General features: G+C 60.8%; 11 protein-coding genes. 5 read left to right on the top strand and 6 right to left on the bottom strand.

Annotated elements, in window-relative coordinates:
* Window positions 1–189: 189 nt before the first annotated feature.
* Window positions 190–2,199 (bottom strand): M23 family metallopeptidase, encoded by a 2,010-nt coding sequence (locus tag EI290_RS18835; RefSeq protein ID WP_125433214.1) that lies wholly within the window; start codon window positions 2,197–2,199, stop codon window positions 190–192.
* Between the two features lie 460 nt (window positions 2,200–2,659).
* Window positions 2,660–3,274, bottom strand: a complete 615-nt coding sequence (locus EI290_RS18830; protein WP_125433213.1) for a fumarylacetoacetate hydrolase family protein — start codon at window positions 3,272–3,274, stop codon at window positions 2,660–2,662.
* Between the two features lie 262 nt (window positions 3,275–3,536).
* Here EI290_RS18830 and EI290_RS18825 point away from each other — a divergent pair, with 262 nt between their 5' ends.
* Both EI290_RS18825 and EI290_RS18820 read left to right on the top strand, forming a co-directional pair.
* Window positions 3,537–4,331 carry a M48 family metallopeptidase gene (locus EI290_RS18825; RefSeq protein ID WP_125433212.1) on the top strand — a complete coding sequence of 265 codons (795 nt, stop codon included), beginning with the start codon at window positions 3,537–3,539 and terminating at the stop codon, window positions 4,329–4,331.
* Window positions 4,332–4,363: 32 nt separating this feature from the next.
* A complete protein-coding gene (locus EI290_RS18820; RefSeq protein WP_125433211.1) occupies window positions 4,364–4,930 on the top strand; it encodes a hypothetical protein in 567 nt (188 codons plus the stop codon).
* A 168-nt stretch (window positions 4,931–5,098) separates the two neighbouring features.
* Here EI290_RS18820 and EI290_RS18815 read toward each other — a convergent pair whose 3' ends face one another.
* Together EI290_RS18815 and EI290_RS18810 are read right to left on the bottom strand one after the other, a co-directional pair.
* The gene (locus tag EI290_RS18815; RefSeq protein ID WP_125433210.1) at window positions 5,099–5,809 is read right to left on the bottom strand and encodes an alpha/beta fold hydrolase; all 711 of its coding nucleotides are present in this window, start codon (window positions 5,807–5,809) and stop codon (window positions 5,099–5,101) included.
* A 66-nt stretch (window positions 5,810–5,875) separates the two neighbouring features.
* A complete protein-coding gene (locus EI290_RS18810; RefSeq protein ID WP_125433209.1) occupies window positions 5,876–7,261 on the bottom strand; it encodes a UDP-N-acetylmuramate--L-alanine ligase in 1,386 nt (461 codons plus the stop codon).
* 410 nt (window positions 7,262–7,671) lie between these two features.
* Between EI290_RS18810 and dnaB the strand changes: the two genes are divergently transcribed.
* Complete coding sequence (dnaB, locus tag EI290_RS18805; protein WP_125433295.1) at window positions 7,672–10,233, top strand: replicative DNA helicase; 2,562 nt, start codon at window positions 7,672–7,674, stop codon at window positions 10,231–10,233.
* A 171-nt stretch (window positions 10,234–10,404) separates the two neighbouring features.
* Here dnaB and EI290_RS18800 read toward each other — a convergent pair whose 3' ends face one another.
* The gene (locus tag EI290_RS18800) at window positions 10,405–11,880 is read right to left on the bottom strand and encodes a glutamate synthase subunit beta (protein WP_125433208.1); all 1,476 of its coding nucleotides are present in this window, start codon (window positions 11,878–11,880) and stop codon (window positions 10,405–10,407) included.
* 255 nt (window positions 11,881–12,135) lie between these two features.
* Window positions 12,136–16,653: a glutamate synthase large subunit gene (gene gltB, locus EI290_RS18795; protein WP_125433207.1), complete on the bottom strand. Its 4,518-nt coding sequence runs from the start codon at window positions 16,651–16,653 to the stop codon at window positions 12,136–12,138.
* Between the two features lie 246 nt (window positions 16,654–16,899).
* Here gltB and EI290_RS18790 point away from each other — a divergent pair, with 246 nt between their 5' ends.
* Together EI290_RS18790 and EI290_RS18785 are read left to right on the top strand one after the other, a co-directional pair.
* On the top strand, window positions 16,900–17,256 hold the full coding sequence (locus EI290_RS18790; protein WP_246009001.1) for a winged helix-turn-helix domain-containing protein: 357 nt from the start codon (window positions 16,900–16,902) through the stop codon (window positions 17,254–17,256).
* Window positions 17,257–17,328: 72 nt separating this feature from the next.
* Window positions 17,329–18,279 (top strand): bifunctional helix-turn-helix transcriptional regulator/GNAT family N-acetyltransferase, encoded by a 951-nt coding sequence (locus EI290_RS18785; protein WP_125433206.1) that lies wholly within the window; start codon window positions 17,329–17,331, stop codon window positions 18,277–18,279.
* Window positions 18,280–18,329: the final 50 nt, after the last annotated feature.

The raw sequence follows: 18,329 nt of genomic DNA, 5'->3' as shown, positions 1-18,329 counted from the left end.
TTTCCGCATCTCGAAAAGCATCCTTGTCGAAACACAATAGTTGAAGGCATTTCAAAGATCTGGTGTTGCTCAGCCTCAGCACGTCTGCAAAGGCTACCAAAACGAGAACCCCGGAACTGGGCTCCGGACCGCGCAACAGGGGAATTACCTTCTCACGCAAGCCGGAGTTCAGCTCCGGGGTACTCGTTCTTACAGCACCAGATTAATCACCTTCTCATTACCGGCCTGGTCCATCAGGCGCAGGGTGGCGGGGCCGCGTAGGGGTGGGCCTAGCGTGTCGTCGCGCTCCGAGTAGATGGTGGCGTTCTTGTGCTCGAAGCGCAGCAGGCGGAACTGCCCGTTCACTTCCAGCTTGTAGCTGGCCAGGCCCGAAAGGTCGTCGCCCACCTTGAATACCACGCCGCTGGGGCCGCGGCTGATGAGGCGGGCCGAAGGCGGAATGGTATCGGTGAGGAGCTTGAATTGCCCAAAGGCCTTGATGGGAGCCGTAATGGCCGTGGCATCAGCGTTCCACTTGCCGCCCACGTAGGCCCGGCCGCCCTTGGCCGTTACGCTGTAAATGGCCGTGCGGCGCGGGTCGGTGGCCGGGGTTTCGGGCTTGAGGGTGAGGGCCAGGGTTTCGTAGAGCGGGGTGCGGGGGTGGTGCACCGTCCAGATGCCCTGCTTGTAGCTGGTTTGCACAAATAAGGTGTCGAACAGTGTTTTCGGCCCGAAACCCAGGGCCAGGTTAGCCGTGCTGAACCCAAACTCCCGGCCCGCCGGAATCAGGGCCTGCCGGTCGAACCGCTTGGTAACGCGGCCGAACTGCAGCGAATCGGGGCGGCCGGCGCGCAGGTCGTAGAGGTATACGTTCTGGCTGTTCTCGGTGTAGCTGGGCCGCAGCGTAAGGCGGCGGGCTCCCCGGTACAGCGTGAGGGGGCCACCCACCGCGGCCGTGTCGGGGTCCTGGGCCACGGCTACCAGCAGGTTACGGCTGATATCGAAGCGCAGGGCCGGGGTTTTCACGGCTGCCGAGCGGGTTTTGCGGTAGCTGTCGGCCACGCCCCGCAGCGTAAAGCGCAGGGGCGTGAGGTTGCCGTAGGAGTCGCTCAGGCGCACTTCCACGGCGTATACCTTGCCCGGCTCCACGCGCAGCTTGCCCTTGCCGGGGCCGGCGGTGTACATGCGCAGGTCGTTGCCGTCGTCCACGAACAGCTTTTCCAGCTGCCGGCCCTGGGTGGCGCGCCACTCGTAATCCAGGTGATTGTTGATCTGGCGGGAGCCTTCCGGAAACGGAATGGCATCCACCACGTGCTGGTAGTGGGGCTGGCCGTTCACGAGCACCTCCACCTTCTGAATGCCGTTCTTGTTCCACACCTGGTCGAACCGGTCGAAGCCCTGCATGAGCAGGCCCACGGTGCCGTTGGCGGCAATGGTATCGGCCCATACGTAGCCGCCACCGTTAGGCAGGGGCGGGGCCTTGGGCACGAAAACCGACTTGCCGAACCGGCCCTGTACCCGCGCATCGATGCTCAGGGCTTCCACCCCGAAGGCCAGCAGCACGGGGGCCACATGATCCTGAATTTCGGGAAAACCGTCCCACTGCAAGGGGTTCAGCTGCTCATCCTGGGCGGTGCGCACTTCCCAGTGCAGGTGCGGCCCGGCCGATCCGCCGGTATTGCCCGACAGCGCCACTACCTCACCGCGCTTCACCGGAAACTGCTCGGGCTTGAAAAACAGCTCCAGGTCGTAGGTCTGCTTTTCGTACTGGCGGCGGCGCAGCTCTTCGGCCACGGGGCCTTTGAAGCGGTTGAGGTGACCGTACACCGTGGTGAGGCCGTTGGGGTGGGTGATGTACAGTACATTGCCGTAGCCGTAGCTGCTTTGCTTCAGACGCGAAATGTAGCCGTCGGCCGAGGCGTGCACTGGCAAATCCACCCGGCCGTCGGTCTTAATATCGAGGCCGCCGTGGAAGTGGTTGGGGCGTAGCTCGCCCATGCTGCCGGCCAGGAAGTTCTGCTGACCCGGCTTGATGGGAAACAGAAAGTAGCCCTCGGGCACTTCAGGGCGGGACGGGGCCGCAGCCAGGGTGGGCTTGGGCTTCTCCGCCGAATCGGGTTCCTGCCCCCCGCAGGCAGTGGGCTGGAACCCCAGCAACAGCAAAAACGGCACCGCCACGCTCAGCAGGCGGCGGGGCCGGGTATTAAGGAAATCGGGCATTCAGGAAAGGAAATCAGCAGCAGGAAGGAAAAGCAGACGGATGCCGCAGCAACGCCAAGGACCGGCACCCTCGTGCCTCCCCGGACGGAAAAAAGAGTGTGAAGGTTGTTGAAAGCCGGAACGTCAGGCAACTAGCACGTTATTCTAAGCAGAACGTCATTCCGAGTGCAGCGGAGCGGAGCCGAGGAATCTCGCGTGCTGACGTTGCCAAAGTAGCTGTCATTCCGAGCCTGCGAAGAATCTAGCCTGCCTAACATTGCTTCACTAGCCCAGGGTTTGAACCCTGGGCTACGGAGCGGTTACCATTGAATTAGTCCAGCAAGCTCAATACGGGGGGATGCTTCGACAAGCGGCCGACCAATGAGGCATGACGTTCTGGGGTTTAGTTACCACTACAACGTCAGCACGCGAGATTTCTCGGCTCCGCCTTCGCTGCACTCGGAATGAGGGGCTGATTGCCCTACTTCACCGCCAGGTCAAACATCTTCTCCTCCCCGATGAAACCAGCCAGCTGGTCGCCGATGCGGACGGGGCCGACGCCACTGGGGGTGCCGGTGAAGATCAGGTCGCCCATTTTCAGGGTAATGAACCGGGAGATATAGCTGATGATTTTCGAGAAATCGTGCAGCATCAGCCCGGAGTTGCCCCGCTGGCGCACTTCGCCGTTTACCTCCAGCCGGAAGTCGATGTTGCGGAGGTCGGTAAATGCCGAAACCGGTTTAAACTCTTGGGAAATAGGGGCCGAGCCGTCGAAGCCCTTGGCCAGCTCCCAGGGCAGGCCCTTACTTTTGAGCTGGCTCTGCAGGTCGCGGGCCGTGAAGTCAATGCCCAGCCCGATGGCGTCGAAGTAAGTAGGCGCGAATTTCTCCTCAATGTTCTTGCCGTTTTTGCAGATGCGCAGCACCAGCTCCACCTCGTGGTGAATATCCTGGGAGAAATCAGGCAGAAAAAACGGCTGGTTGCGCTGAAGCAGGGCCGTATCGGGTTTGGCGAAGATGACGGGCGCGTCAGGTGTTTCGTTCTGGAGTTCAGCAATATGCTCGGCGTAGTTGCGGCCGATACAGAGAATTTTCATGCTCAGGAAGTTGAGAGATTGGGAGCGGATATAACCGCCAGGAGGCAGCAGGTGTAGAAAAACACGCGGCAGACGGTCAAAAATAGCGTTTAATTCGCGGGGCCAAAACCCAAAGTGCCGGCCAAGTCGGCTCCCAGCAGATGGGCCAAACATTTTGCCTACTGCTGCACGTATAGCACGCAAGTGAGGGACAGCTACGCCGTACCGCCCTCCGTAATTCCCGTATCCTACCCTGTTCTCTCTTCTCAACCGCTTTCCATCCATGTTCAGGAAAATAGCTCTGGCCAGCTGCTTGTTCGTAGCTGTGGCCTGCTCCACGGTGCCCATCACGGGCCGTCGGCAGCTCAGCCTCGTGTCCGATACCGAAATGAATACCATGGCCGCGCAGGAATACCAGAAAGTACTGGCCAGCAGCCGCGTTGTCAGCAGCGGCGAGCAGGCCGCCATGGTGAAGCGGGTGGGCCAGCGCATTCAGCAGGCCGTGGAGCAGTACTTCCGCCAGCAAAACCAGCAGGCCCAGCTGGAGGGCTACCAGTGGGAGTTCAACCTGCTGGACGACAAGCAGGAAAATGCCTGGTGTATGCCGGGCGGCAAAGTAGCCGTGTACAGCGGTATCCTGCCCATTACGCAGGACGAAAACGGCCTGGCCGTGGTTATGGGCCACGAAATTGCCCATGCCGTGGCCCGCCACAGCTCGGAGCGCATGAGCCAGCAAATGGCGGCTCAGGGCCTGGGCGGGGTAGTTTCGGCGGCGGTGGGCCAGAACCCCACGGCTACTCAGAGCGTGTTTTTGCAGGCAGTAGGCGTGGGTTCCTCGTTGGGACTGCTGAAGTACGGCCGCAGCCAGGAGTCGGAAGCCGACCACCTGGGGCTTATCTTTATGGCCATGGCTGGCTATAACCCCGATGGGGCTGTGCAGTTCTGGCAGCGGATGGATGCTCGCGAGAATACGGCCTCTCCACCCGAGTTTCTCTCTACTCACCCCTCCAACGGCACCCGCATTGCCAACATTCAGAAGGAGCTACCGGAGGCCCGAACGTATTACAAGCCCCGCTAGCCCTGCGCTGACTTACCTCGTTGCTAACTAGAATGAACTATATCCTGCGCCCTGCGCTGTTTTTGCTGAGTTCCGGCCTGCTTTTGCTGGGCGGGCTGACTGCCTGCGAAACTACTAAGCGAGGTTTCCCGGAAATGAGCACCCCCACCACCGACACGGAAGAGCTACGGCGGAAGCGGGAAGTGGTCAGTAAGCAGATAGCCGAAGTATCGGAGGGTAAAATCCGTTATGTAATTCCTCGGGAACAGCTTTCGGCAGCCTTCACCCGCGAGTTCGGGGATGGTACGGCCATCGACAAAACCATTATCCGCAAGGTGCAGGAAACGCCCAAGGATAAGGCCGTATACTACATTGTAGGCATGGGCCTGCGCAACGGCATGTACCGGGCCATGGCCCTGCCCCTACAAACTTCCACCGACAATAGCCTGTACCTGCCTTCCAACTCGGCCCGCTACATTATTACGGGGGTGGGCTGCACGTTCTGCTTCTTCAATTTTGAGAAAAACGAAATTGTGGGTACCACCTGCGAGGAGAATACCGGGGGCAGCCGCTGCGACCTGCGCGTGGAATCCAACAACACCTTTTTTGTACGCCGGTAGCCATGCTGAGTCGTAAGTGGATCCTGCGCCTTTCCCTCACAGCCCTGGCTTTGCTGGTCACCACCGACAGGCGCCGTAAGGGCAGCGGGGAAAAGTAAAAGGGAGAACGTCAAAGGGAAAAGCCCGGCGCTTACTATAAGCGCCGGGCTTTTCCCTTTGACGTTCTCCCTACACCATACCTTCCTCCACCGTTTCCACAAACCGGGCAATGCGATTCACGAGCACATCGGGGTTTACTTTTTCCAGTGGGTGGGGAGTATTCATGATAATTTCGAAGGAAGCACGAGGCATGTGGTCGGCGTACGCGCGGGAAGCATCTACGCCGGCCGTTTTATCCAGTTCCCCTACCAGCACCTGCACCGGCACCTCCAGAGTAGCCAGGTTGTGTGCGTGTAGCAGGGGGGCGTCGCCAAGACCGCGCAACAGAGCGGCCGTGGCAGCCAGGAACTGTGGCAGGGGCGTGGGCGCATGTAGCTGTTCCAACTGGCTGGCAAACTGCGGCACTTTCTCACGCATGATGGCCGCGTCCAGAAAGCCAGTAGCCTGAGCTGCCGTGGCCGGGGTCCAGTCGAACTTGGTGCCCAGGGTGGTGATGCTGCTGAACAGTTCCGGCCACTGTACGGCAGCCGTGAGGGCCGCGTAGCCACCCATGCTGTAGCCAAATACATGCACCGGGGGCAGGCCGTGGTCCAGAATAAACTGCCGAACTTCCTGGGCCATAGCCTTCATCGAAAACGCCGGGCCTGCCAGGGGCTGCCCCCCGTGCCCCCCGAAGGAAAAAGCGTGTACCGTGTAGAATGGTGGCAGCTCCCGCTTCAGGAACTTCAACTCAGCAGCTGAGCCCAAGGCTCCGTGCAGGAGCAGAATGGTATGCTTCATGACTTGGTCCGGCCCTATGCCGCCCGCATGAGCGCAAGGCTCATGCGGGCGGCATAAGCCAGCAAATTAAGTGGTTACCACGGTTGCCAGCTGGTGCAGGTCCAGCCCATCAAACGTGCCCGACGACATCATCAGCAGATTGGCATTATGCCAAGGTTGGGCGTGCAGAAAGGCTGCCAGTTCCTGGCTGTCGGTAAACACCCGCAGGTCGGGGCGTTGGAAGGCCTGCTGCACGGCTTCGGGGGGCAGCGGCGGCAGGCGCTTATGCTCCAGCACGTGGGGATTAAAATACACTACCGCCACATCAGGAGCATCGAAGGTATGGGCGTACTGGGGCAGAAAGGCCGGGTTGAGGGAGCTGAAGGTATGCAGTTCCAGGCAGGCCACCAGCCGGCGCTCCGGGTACTGGTTTTTGAAGGCCGTAGCTGTGGCTTTCAGCTTGCTGGGGGCGTGGGCAAAATCCTTGTACACCACCGAGTCGGCCCCCTCTTTCACCAACTCCAGGCGGCGGGCGGCTCCTTTAAAAGTGGATAGTGCTTCATAAAACTCTTTGCCCTTGATGCCCAACTGCTTGCACACCTCTTTGGCCGCCGAAATATTGCGCAGGTTGTGGGCCCCGAACACCTGTACGGGCACTTCCTCGTCCTTTTTAGTCAGCAGGAAAGTTTTGCCGTTCCGGATAATGTGCTCGTGGGGGCCGTACCCAATGTACTTCACGTCGGGCGAGCTGGGCACCGTTACCAGCTGCACCTGTTCGTCGTCTTGGTCGTAGATGAGCACCCCGGCCTTAGGCGTCATCTCCGCAAAAATTTTGAACTGCTCCCGGTACACCTCCTCCGTGGGAAACACGTTGATATGGTCCCAGCTGATGCCGGAAATTACGCCAATATGGTGCTGGTAGAGGTGGAACTTGGGCCGCCGGTCGATGGGAGAGGACAGATACTCGTCGCCCTCAATTATAATGATAGGCGCCTCATCCGTCAGCTGCACCATCAGGTCGAAGCCTTCCAGCTGGGCCCCCACGGCGTAATCGAACTGGCGGCCATGGTAGCGCAGCACATGCAGAATGAGGGAGGTAATGCTGGTTTTGCCGTGCGAGCCACCTATTACAATGCGCTGCTTGTCGCGGGAGGCTTCGTAGATAAACTCCGGAAACGAGTACACCCGCAGGCCTAGCTCCTGCGCCCGGAGCAGCTCCGGATTATCGGGGCGGGCATGCATACCCACAATTACAGCATCCAGGTCCTGAGTAATCTTCTCCGGAAACCAGCCTTCCTGGGCTGGCAGCAGGCCCGCCTTGGCCAAGCGGCTTTTGGCCGGCTCAAATATCTCGTCATCGGAACCCGTAACCTGCGCGCCGCGCCGGTGCAGGGCCAAAGCCAGGTTGTGCATAATACTGCCCCCGGTGGCAATCAGGTGCAGGCGTTGGAGAGAAGAAGGAGTAGCGGCCATTCAGCAAATAAGTAAACAGGCCGCAAAGGTACACTGCCCGGCCGAGGTGTGCATGGGCAATGCCGGGCACCGCAAAGCCGACCCTGGCCACGCGGCAGGTGGCGGGCCTGGCAATAAATGTACTCTTCTCACTCTTAGAGTGTCAGCTCGCTGCGGAGCCGTTGCACCTGCTCTCAGCATACAAAAAAGAAACCTTTTGCACTAGTCCCGGATTGTAAAGCCCAGCCGTTAGCTTTGTACCCCTTTCGCTGAAAAGTTGAAGAGCCCGGGAAGAAACTCTGCCCAAAACCGGCCCAACCTGCTTACCTTGTAGTGCTCAGTTAGTAATGAACGACCGGATGGATGACCGCCTGAAACTTTCGGCCTCACGGGCCAAAGCTGCCTGGAACAGCCGCCCGGCGCAGCTGCCCATGGGCGGAGCCGCCGGCAAACTGCCGCCGCAGGCCCTGGAGCTGGAAGCCGCCGTGCTAGGTGCCCTCATGCTGGAAAAGGACGCCCTAACTACGGTAATCGACATCCTGAAGCCCCAGAGCTTCTACAAGGAAGGTCACATCCGCATCTTCAAGGCCATCCTGAACCTGTTCGATAAGTCGGAGCCAATTGATATTCTGACGGTTACCCACGAGTTGCGGGAAATGGGTGAGCTGGAGGCCGCCGGCGGTGCTCATTACGTGGCCAACCTGACGTTCAAGGTAAACTCGGCCGCTAACATTGAGTACCACGCCCGCATCATCACCGAAAACGCCATCAAGCGGGAGCTAATCCGCATTGCTTCCGATATTCAGCGGGAGGCGTTTGAGGATACGACGGATGTGTTCAACCTGCTGGATAGTACTGAGCAGTCCTTATTCGAAGTGTCGGAATCCAACATCCGCAAGAACTTTGATGACATGCGCAGCCTCATGGGCAAGGCCATCAAGGAGCTGGAAGAAAAGAAGGATCAGAAGGACGGCCTCACCGGTGTGCCCTCCGGTTTCTCGGCTTTGGACCGCGTAACCTCCGGCTGGCAACCATCTGATCTGGTGATTATTGCGGCGCGGCCAGGCATGGGAAAATGTCTCGGCAAAGGCACCAAAGTGCTGATGTTCGATGGCACCCTGCGCAACGTGGAAGACGTGCGGGCGGGTGAGCTGCTGATGGGCGACGACTCCACCCCGCGCCGGGTGCTGAGCATTGCCCGGGGCCGCGAGAACATGTACTGGGTGCGCCAGAACAAGGGTGAGGCCTACCGCGTGAACGAGAGCCATATCCTCTCCCTGAAGCGCAGCCGCACCGAAGGCCCGCACCGTCACGGCGACGTGCTCAACATCACGGTAAAGGACTGGCTCGGCAAGTCGGCCAAGTTCCGCTCCAGCTACAAAGGCTACAAAGTGCCCGTGGAGTTTGCCGCGCAGGAAGTGCCAATTGATCCGTATTTTCTGGGCGTGTGGCTCGGCGACGGGGCTTCGGGTAACTGTCGTATCACGGGACAGGATGCCGAAATTATTGCCTATCTGCACGAATATGCCGCTGAGCTCGACATGCAGGTGACAGTAGGCACGGCGGAAGACCGATGCAACAGCTACGGCATCACCCGGGGCCGGCAGGGCGGCAACCTCACGCAATACTCGGTGCAGGATGAGCTACGGCAACTGGGCGTGCTCGGCAACAAGCACATTCCGCAGCAGTACCTGAGCAACAGCACCAAAAACCGCCTGCGCCTGCTGGCCGGGCTGATTGATTCCGACGGCCACCTCGACCCGGTATCCAACGGCTACGAAATCACCCAGAAGAACCACCGCCTGGCCCGGCAAATCAAGTTCCTGGCCGACTCGTTGGGTTTCCGCACTTCGCTGAAGAAGAAACGGGCAGCCATCAGCACTATCGGCTACGAGAGCGAGGTGTACCGGGTGCGCATCTACGGCGACATCAACCGGGTGCCAGTGCGCGTATCTCGCAAGCAGGCCCAGCCCTGGCCCAGCCCCGTAGACTGGCGCATGACCGGTATTTCGGTAGAGTTTGACGGCGAGGACGACTATTATGGCTTCAGCATCGACGGTAACCGGCTGTTTCTGCTTCAGGACATGACCGTGACGCACAACACCGCCTTCGTAGTATCGGCCATGCGCAATGCGGCGGTGGAGTTCAAGAAGCCGGTGGCTATTTTCTCGTTGGAAATGTCCTCGCTGCAGCTCGTGAACCGTCTGATTTCGGCCGAGGCGGAGCTGGATTCGGAGAAAATCAAGAAGGGCAACCTGGCCGACTACGAGTGGGCGCAGCTGAACCACAAGATTTCTGCCCTGTCGTCGGCTCCCATTTACATTGACGATACGCCGGGCCTGAGCATCCGGGAGCTGCGCACCAAGTGCCGCCGTCTCAAAGCCCACCACGACATCCAGATGATCATCATCGACTACCTGCAGCTAATGACGGGTAACACGGATGGCAAGGGCGGGGGCAACCGGGAACAGGAAATTGCCTCGATTTCGCGGGCCCTGAAAGGTATTGCCAAAGAGCTGAACGTGCCGGTGCTGGCCCTGTCGCAGCTGAGCCGCTCGGTGGAAACCCGCGGCGGCGACAAGAAGCCTCAGCTCAGTGACCTTCGGGAATCGGGCTCCATCGAGCAGGACGCCGACATGGTGGTGTTCCTGTACCGCCCCGAGTACTATAAGATTACGGAGGACGAAATGGGTAACCCCACCCAGGGTACCGGCGAGGTGATTATTGCCAAGCACCGGAACGGCTCCCTGGAAACCGTGCAGCTGAAGTTCATCGGCAAGTTCACCAAGTTTGCCGACCTCGACGGGGCCGGCGGTGGCTTCGGCGACGCGGGCTTCAACCCCGGCGCTTTCCCCACCAGCACCTTCGACGATGATGCCTCTGGTTTTGCCCCCAACACCATCCGCCTGGGCTCCCGCATCAACAACGACGGCCCGCCACCCGCGCAGCCCTTCCCCCGTAGCAACTTCGACGACGGCCCGCCGCCGTTTTAATATTTAAAGAAACACAAACCGCCCGCTGCTACCAGCGGGCGGTTTGTGTTTCCAGTACGTCATGCTGAGCTTGCCGAAGCATCACTACCGCTTCGTTGCAATGGTAATCCAACGAAGCGGTAGTGATGCTTCGGCAAGCTCAGCATGACGTTCTGTTCGGTTCCAAACGGCCTACCCAAACATGCCCACCGCGTCCTTGCTGGGCAGGGCGGTTTTGCCGGTCAGCAGCAAGTCTACCTGCCGGGCAGCTTCGCGGCCTTCGGATATGGCCCAGACCACCAGCGACTGGCCCCGGCGCATGTCACCGGCCACGAATACGTTGGGCTGAGAGGTGAGGAAGGCGGCGTCGGAGGTGGTGCGCACGTTGCCCCGGTCGTCGAGGGCTACGCCGAGCTGCTCCAGGAGGCCTTCGTAGCGGGGGGAGGCGAAGCCCAAGGCCAGCAGGGCCAGCTGGCAGGGAATTTCGCGCTCCGAGCCTTCGATTTCGGCGAAGGCGAGGCGGCGGCCTAGTACGTCGGTTTCCCAGGTAACGTCGGTGACCAGCAGGGCGCGGAGGCGGCCGTTTTCGTCGCCTAGGAAGGCTTTGGTGTTGATGCCCCAGTAGCGCTGGCAGCCTTCCTCGTGGGAGGTGCTGGTGCGGAACATAGCCGTGGGGTAGTGAGGCCAGGGCTCGAAGTGGGGGCGCTCGGGGGCAGGCTGGTGCATGAGGGCAAACTGCGTGACGGAGCGGGCCTGCTGGCGGTTGGCCGTGCCTACGCAGTCGGAGCCGGTGTCGCCGCTGCCAATGACTACCACGTCAAGTCCGGTAGCTTGGATTTCAGCCTCCAACAGCGGCAGCCCGCTTACGCGGCGGTTGTGCTGGGTGAGGTAGTCCATGGCGAAGTGGATGCCGGGCAGCTCGCGGCCGGGCAGGGGGAGGTCTTTGGGTACCAAGGCCCCACCGGCCAGCACCACGGCATCAAACTGCTGTTGTAACTCGGCCGCGGCTATATCCCGGCCAACCTCCGTGTTGCAGCGGAATACCACGCCATCTTCTTCCAGTACCCGCAGGCGGCGGTCAACTACCCATTTGTCCAGCTTGAAATCGGGGATGCCATAGCGCAGCAGGCCGCCGGGTCGGTCGTCACGCTCGAATACGGTTACGGTGTGGCCAGCCCGCACCAGTTGGGCGGAGGCCGCCAGCCCGGCCGGGCCAGAGCCCACTACGGCCACGGTTTTGCCCGTTTTCAGGATGGGTGCCGTAGGCTGTACGTAACCTTTCTCGAAGGCAATTTCAATGATGTGCTTCTCGATTTCCTCGATGGCCACGGGCGCGGCATGAATGCCCAGCACGCAGGCCGACTCGCAGGGGGCGGGGCAGATGCGGCCGGTAAACTCCGGAAAGTTGTTGGTGGAGCTCAAAATCTGGTAGGCCTGCTCCCAGTCCTGGCGGTATACCGCGTCGTTGAACTCCGGAATGATGTTGCCCAATGGGCAGCCCGCGTGGCAGAACGGAATGCCGCACTCCATGCACCGCCCCGACTGTTGCCGGAGTTGCGTGTCGGCGTACTGGCCCACAAACTCGCGGTTGTGCGCTATCCGCTCCTGCGGGGTGGCCTTGGCGGGCAACTCCCGCTGAAATTCCTTGAAACCAGTGCTATTGCCCATATGCGTGGTGCCTCACCCCCCGGCCCCCTCTCTGGGAGAGAGGGGGAGCGAGACGATTCGGACGGTTGTAGAGACGCGACACTTCGCGTCTCATCGTTGCTGATGTTGTTTTTGCTGCGCGGTGCTGACGGCTCGTGCCGGCTGCTATGCGTTCTGGCGGCTCGTTCTGGCGGGAGACGCGAAGTGTCGCGTCTCTACATCCTGCTGTCAGGCTCTCCGTCTCCCTCTGGAGAGGAGGCCGGGGGGGGTGAGGCGTCACCCCACCGCCACCCGGGTCTTTTGCAGCACCTTTTTGTATTCGCTGGGGAACACCTTCACAAACTTGCCGGCTTCCTCGGGCCAGTTGGTGAGCAGGAAGGCGGCCAGTTGGCTGCCGGTAAGCTCGTGGTGCTGATGGAGCAGGTGCCGGATATGGGTTTCGTCGTCGGCGTCGAGCGGATCGAGCTCTACCATTTCGGGGTTGCAGTTGTGGGGAAAGGAGCCGTCGGCATCGTACACCCAGGCAATGCCCCCGCTCATGCCGGCGGCGAAGTTGCGGCCGGTGCGGCCCAGGATGAGGGCCCGGCCGCCGGTCATGTACTCGCAGCCATGGTCGCCCACGCCCTCCACAACGGCCGTAGCCCCGGAGTTGCGCACGGCAAACCGCTCCCCAGCCTGCCCGCGCACGAACAGCTCGCCGGAGGTAGCCCCGTACAGCGCCACGTTGCCGATGATGATGTTCTGCTCGGGCTCGAAGTGGGCATCGGGGGCCGGGTAGATAATGAGGCGGGCCCCCGACAGCCCTTTCCCAACGTAATCGTTGGCTTCGCCCTGCAGCCGGAACGACAGACCCCGGACGCTGAAAGCCCCAAAGCTTTGCCCGGCCGAACCCCGGAACGTGTAGTTAATGGTATGCTCCGGCAGCCCACTGGGGTGGCGTTTGGTTATTTCGTTGGAAAGCAGTGTGCCCAGCGTCCGGTCGGTGTTGCGGACGTAAAACTCGGCCTGCACGGGCTGCTGATGGTCCAGGGCCTGGTAGGCGTGTTCAAGCAGATGCCAGTCGAGGATGCCGGTAAGGCCGTGGTCCTGCTGCTCGCTGTGGTGCAGGGTGCTGCCGGGCTCGGGTGAGGTCAGATACAGCAGGTCGCGCAGGTCGAGGTGGCGCGCTTTCCAGTGCTGGATATTCGGGCGCGGCTTCAGAAACTGGGCCCGGCCCACCATATCGTTAATGGTCCGGAAGCCCAGCTCCGCCATAATTTCCCGCAGCTCCTCGGCCAGAAAGCGGAACAGGTTTACAATGTGCTCGGGCTGCCCGCTGAACAACCGACGCAGCTCGGGGTCTTGAGTGGCCACGCCCACGGGACAGGTATTGAGGTGGCATTTGCGCATCATTACGCAGCCGCCCGCTACCAGCGCCGCCGTGGCTACGCCCCACTCTTCCGCCCCCAGCAGGGTTGCAACGGCCAGGTCGCGGCCGGTTTTCAGCTGCCCATCCGTCTGGAGCACCACGCGGCTGCGCAGCTGGTTGCGCACCAGAGTCTGGTGAGCTTCCGCCAAGCCCAGCTCCCAGGGCAGGCCGGCGTGGCGGATACTGCTCATGGGTGAGGCCCCGGTGCCGCCGTCGTAGCCGGCCACCAGAATGACGTCGGCGTGGGCCTTGGCTACGCCGGCCGCAATGGTGCCCACGCCCGCCTTGCTCACCAGCTTCACGTTGATGCGGGCCTGGCGGTTGGCATTCTTGAGGTCAAAAATCAGTTGGGCGAGGTCTTCAATGGAGTAGATATCATGGTGGGGCGGGGGCGAGATAAGGCCGACGCCGGGCGTAGCGTGGCGCACCCGGGCAATCCACTCATCCACCTTATGGCCAGGCAGCTGGCCCCCTTCCCCGGGCTTAGCGCCCTGGGCCATTTTAATCTGCAGCTCGTCGGCGTTAGTGAGGTAGTGGGCCGTCACGCCAAAGCGGGCCGAGGCCACTTGCTTGATGGCGGAGCGCATGGAATCACCATTTTCCATGATATCGTAGCGCATGGGGTCCTCGCCGCCTTCGCCGGTGTTGCTTTTACCCCCGATGCGGTTCATGGCAATGGCCAGGGTGCTGTGCGCCTCGTGCGATATGGAACCGAACGACATGGCCCCGGTAGCAAAGCGGCGCATGATATTCTCGGCCGGTTCCACTTCGCTGAGTGGTACAGCTGGCCGGTGATGGGCAAAATCGAGCAGGCCGCGCAGCGTGAAGGTGCCTTTCCCGGGGGCATTAATCAGCTGGGCGTAGCGGCGGTACGTGTCGTAATTGCCGGTGCGGGTGGCCTGCTGCAGCAGGTGAACCGTTTCGGGGTTGAACTGGTGGGCCTCGCCCCGGCGCCGCCACTGGTACACGCCGCCTTCAGGCAGCAGGAGCTGTTCTTCCAGGGTACTGCTCCGGAAGCCCTGGAAATGCTTGAACAGGGTTTCGCGGGCAATTTCATCCAGCCCCAGCCCGCCAATGCGCGTTACAGCCCCGGTAAAGTAATCATCAACAACCTGCTTGTTAATACCCAGAATTTCAAATACCTGTGCTCCGTGATACGACTGCAGAGTGCTGATGCCCATTTTGGAAAAAATTTTCAGCAGCCCGTCGCATACGGCTTTCAAGTAGTTGGCTTCCAGCTTATCCAGGCTCAGATTGGAGTGGCTGAGGCGCCCTTCGTAGTGCAATACCCGGATGGTGCTGAGGGCCAGATAGGGGTTGATGGCCGTGGCCCCAAAGGCCAGCAGGCAGGCAACATGATGCACCTCCCAGACGTCGCCGGCCTCCACCACCAGCCCCACCGAGCCCCGGTAGCCTTTCCGGATAAGGTGGTGATGCACCGCCGATACCGCCAGCAGTGACGGAATGGTGGCATGTTCCGAATCAAGGTACCGGTCGGAGAGAATCAGTACTTCAAATCCATCATCCACGGCGTCTTCGGCGTAGCGGCACAGGCGGTCCAGACCGGCCCGCAGCGCACCCGGCTTGCCATCGGCCCGGAAGTAGGTGTTGATGGTTTTGGCGTTGAACAGCCCCGTATCAATGCTGCGCAGCTTTTCCAGCTCCCGGTTGGTGAGAATGGGCTGGTGCAGCGCCACGCAGTGGCAGTGCATCTTGTCCTCGTCCAGGATGTTGCCGTTGTTGCCGATAAAAGTAGCCAGGCTCATCACCAGCCGCTCCCGAATGGGGTCGATGGGTGGGTTGGTAACCTGGGCGAAGAACTGCTTGAAGTAGCTGCTCAGGTGCTGGGGCTGGTCGGAAAGGACGGCCAGCGGCGTATCCACCCCCATTGAGCCGATGGGCTCCTTGCCCTCCACGGCCATGGGTGTCAGAATGGTGTCAATATCCTCGCGGGTGTACCCGAACACCTGATGGTACTTGAACACCGATTCCGCCGACAGGTCCGTAAACACCAGCCGGGGCTCGGGCAGCTCCTCCAGCCGGATCTGGTAGTCGCTGAGCCACTGGCCGTAGGGCTGGCGGGTGGCGGCCTGGGTTTTCAGCTCTTCATCAGTGATAATCTGGCCGGCCTGGGTATCAATGAGCAGCATTTTGCCGGGTTGCAGGCGGCCCTTGCGCACCACGCTGGCTTCGGGCAGGCCCAGGCCCAGTACGCCGGCCTCGGAGGCCACCAGCACCAGGCCGTCGTTGGTAACGGCGTAGCGCAGGGGGCGCAGGCCGTTGCGGTCCAGCATGGCGCCCACCATGGTGCCATCGGTGAAGAGCAGGGCCGCCGGCCCGTCCCAGGGGGCCATAAAGGTGGCGTGAAACTCGTAAAACGCCTTCTTGAGCGGGTCCATCTGCTCGTTGCCGTCCCAGGCTTCGGGCACCAGCATCATCATTACGTGGGGCAGGCTCCGGCCGCAGTGCAGCAACAGCTCCACCACGTTATCCAGGCAGGCCGAGTCCGACTGGGTGGGGTCGATAACGGGCAGCAGAATCTGCATTTCCTCCGCCGTGAAATAGGGCGAGAGGTAGGAGGGGAGGCCGGCGTAAAACCAGTTGAGGTTGCCACGCAGCGTGTTGATTTCGCCGTTGTGCGCCAGCAGCCGGAAGGGCTGGGCCAGCCGCCAGCTAGGGAAGGTATTGGTGGAGAAACGTGAGTGCACCATGCCAATGCCCGAGGTGACCCGCTCATCCGACAGATCGGGGAAGTAGCCGCGCACCTGGTAGGTAGTCAGCTGGCCTTTGTAGATGATTACCCGGCACGAAAGGGACGTGAAGTACACTTCGGCGGCGGGCAGCTGCGCTGCCACCTCACTGCTGATCAGGCGGCGCAGCACGTACAGCTTGCGCTCAAAGTCCTCGGGAGTAGCCACGCCGGCCGGGCGGCCCACAAACAACTGCTCAATGGCCGGCTCGGCGGCCAGGGCCGTGGGGCCGATGCCGGCTGGGTTAGTAGGCACCGGGCGGTAGCCCAGCAGCGGCAGGCCCAACCGTGCCGCTGCCGCGTTAATGATGGTCCGGCAGGCTTCGCGTAGGTTGCCCTTCCGGGGCAGAAACACCATGCCCACGCCGTACTCACCGGGCTCCGGCAGCCGGATGCCCAGGGTGGTGCACTCCTCCAGAAAAAACCAGTGTGGCAGCTGCAGCAGAATGCCGGCCCCGTCGCCGGAGTCGGCGTCGCAGCCACAGGCTCCACGGTGTTCCATGTTCTCCAGAATGGTGAGGGCATCTGCAACAATCTGGTGCGAGCGGCGGCCGTCTACGTAAGTAATAAATCCCGTGCCGCAGGCATCATGCTCAAACTCGGGACGGTACAGGCCTTGGGACGCTACAGGCTCCATAAGGGAAAGGTCGGTTGGTCAGGACAGCTGAAATGACCCCGGCGGCAGGTCAAAAATCCAGTATACCATTCCCCGGAGGGCTATCATGCCGGCAGCTGCCAGGGTTTCCGGTTTCTAACTTTGGATGTTTGCCGTGCTGAACCCCAACCAACCGCTCCGAAAACTGCGTTGCAGCTGGTAGTACAGCCTTTTTTTCCTGCCGGGCCTGCCTGGTGTCTACGATTTCCAACCCCGATATTTACCAGCATGAAACATTTGCTCCGCGCTGATCTGAACTTCCGCTTGAGTGGCCGCTTATGGGTGGAAACGGCCGACGACCGGTACATGGGCATTGGCCGACTGGAGCTGCTCACGCTGATTCAGGAGCACGGTTCCATCTCGAAAGCGGCGCAGGAAATGGGTATGTCATATAAGCGCGCCTGGGATTTGGTCAGCTCCCTGAATACGCAAAGTGCCAAGCCGCTGGTGCACACCCAGACTGGTGGTAAGCGCGGTGGCGGAGCCGAGGTGACCCCGGAAGGCCAGCATCTGATTCAGGAATTTCGGGAGCTACAGGAGCGTTTTCAGGCGTTTCTGGCGGCGGAGGCAGTACGGCTGCTGTAAGGCAAAACCGATAAAATCAAATTATGTAATAAATAATGTAAGCGCTTACGTAAATACTGCTAGGTTTGCGTTATGGACTTTTTTGATGAAATAGGCCCGGCGGCATTAGGAAGCCGGTTGCGCCGGTTGAGTGAGTTGATGACGGGGCAGGCGGCCGAGGTGTATGCCCTGTATCATGTGGCATTTGAGCCGCGCTGGTTCCCGGTGTTTTATGTAGTGGCCACGGAGCCGGGGCGGCACGTAGGGGACATTGCCGGGCGTATTGGGCAAACCCACGCGGCCGTCAGCCAGACGGTAAAGGACTTGGTAAAGCACGGGTTGGTGCAGGTGCAACGCGGCGAAACTGACCAGCGGCGCAGCGTTATTTCTCTTACCGAACAAGGCGCAGCGCTGTGGCCCGCCCTGCAACAGCAAACGGCCGACGTGCAGCAGGCCTCGGAAGCATTGCTGGCCGAAACCCGCTATAACCTTTGGCTGGCCATTGAAGAAATGGAATACGCTTTGTCGCGGCAGAGTATGGCCGGGCGGGTAAAGGCTGTCCGGGACCAAAGGGTAGCCGGCGCGGTGCGTATCCGGGAATATGAGCCGCAGTTTCAACCCGAGTTCAGGCGCCTGAACATCGAATGGATTCAGCAGTATTTCCGGGTTGAAGAGCCTGACCTGAAAGCACTGGACCACCCCGAAGAGTACATTCTGGCACAAGGAGGGCAGATTCTGCTGGCTGAATATAATGGACAGATAGTGGGAGCCTGCGCCCTGTTGCACATGGATGCCCACACCTATGAGCTGGCCAAAATGGCCGTTTCACCGGAAGCCCAGGGCCTGGGCATTGGGTTTCGGCTGGGAGAGGCCGCCATTGCCCGGGCACGGGCCCTGGGTGCAACCCGGCTGTATCTGGAAAGCAATACCAAGCTGGTACCGGCAATTCAGCTCTACCACAAGCTGGGCTTTCGCAAAACCGTGGCCGGGCACCCTTCGCCCTACGAGCGGTGCAATATTCAGATGGAGTTGCTGCTTCAGTAAACCATACTAAGAAACGGTTCGGTCAGAAATTCCGGTGTGCAAGTGAGTAG

The sequence above is a fragment of the Hymenobacter metallilatus genome (assembly GCF_003944705.1).
GTDB lineage: Bacteria > Bacteroidota > Bacteroidia > Cytophagales > Hymenobacteraceae > Hymenobacter > Hymenobacter metallilatus.
The sequence above is the reverse complement of the archived record's forward strand: the minus strand, read 5'-3'. Positions and strand labels throughout refer to the sequence as shown.

Excerpts from the sequence above, each read along its gene's own strand:
- EI290_RS18835 (WP_125433214.1), bottom strand. The coding sequence starts at position 2,199 with ATGCCCGATTTCCTTAATACCCGGCCCCGCCGCCTGCTGAGCGTGGCG.
- EI290_RS18830 (WP_125433213.1), bottom strand. The coding sequence starts at position 3,274 with ATGAAAATTCTCTGTATCGGCCGCAACTACGCCGAGCATATTGCTGAA.
- EI290_RS18825 (WP_125433212.1), top strand. The coding sequence starts at position 3,537 with ATGTTCAGGAAAATAGCTCTGGCCAGCTGCTTGTTCGTAGCTGTGGCC.
- EI290_RS18820 (WP_125433211.1), top strand. The coding sequence starts at position 4,364 with ATGAACTATATCCTGCGCCCTGCGCTGTTTTTGCTGAGTTCCGGCCTG.
- EI290_RS18815 (WP_125433210.1), bottom strand. The coding sequence starts at position 5,809 with ATGAAGCATACCATTCTGCTCCTGCACGGAGCCTTGGGCTCAGCTGCT.
- EI290_RS18810 (WP_125433209.1), bottom strand. The coding sequence starts at position 7,261 with ATGGCCGCTACTCCTTCTTCTCTCCAACGCCTGCACCTGATTGCCACC.
- dnaB (WP_125433295.1), top strand. The coding sequence starts at position 7,672 with ATGGGCGGAGCCGCCGGCAAACTGCCGCCGCAGGCCCTGGAGCTGGAA.
- EI290_RS18800 (WP_125433208.1), bottom strand. The coding sequence starts at position 11,880 with ATGGGCAATAGCACTGGTTTCAAGGAATTTCAGCGGGAGTTGCCCGCC.
- gltB (WP_125433207.1), bottom strand. The coding sequence starts at position 16,653 with ATGGAGCCTGTAGCGTCCCAAGGCCTGTACCGTCCCGAGTTTGAGCAT.
- EI290_RS18790 (WP_246009001.1), top strand. The coding sequence starts at position 16,900 with ATGAAACATTTGCTCCGCGCTGATCTGAACTTCCGCTTGAGTGGCCGC.
- EI290_RS18785 (WP_125433206.1), top strand. The coding sequence starts at position 17,329 with ATGGACTTTTTTGATGAAATAGGCCCGGCGGCATTAGGAAGCCGGTTG.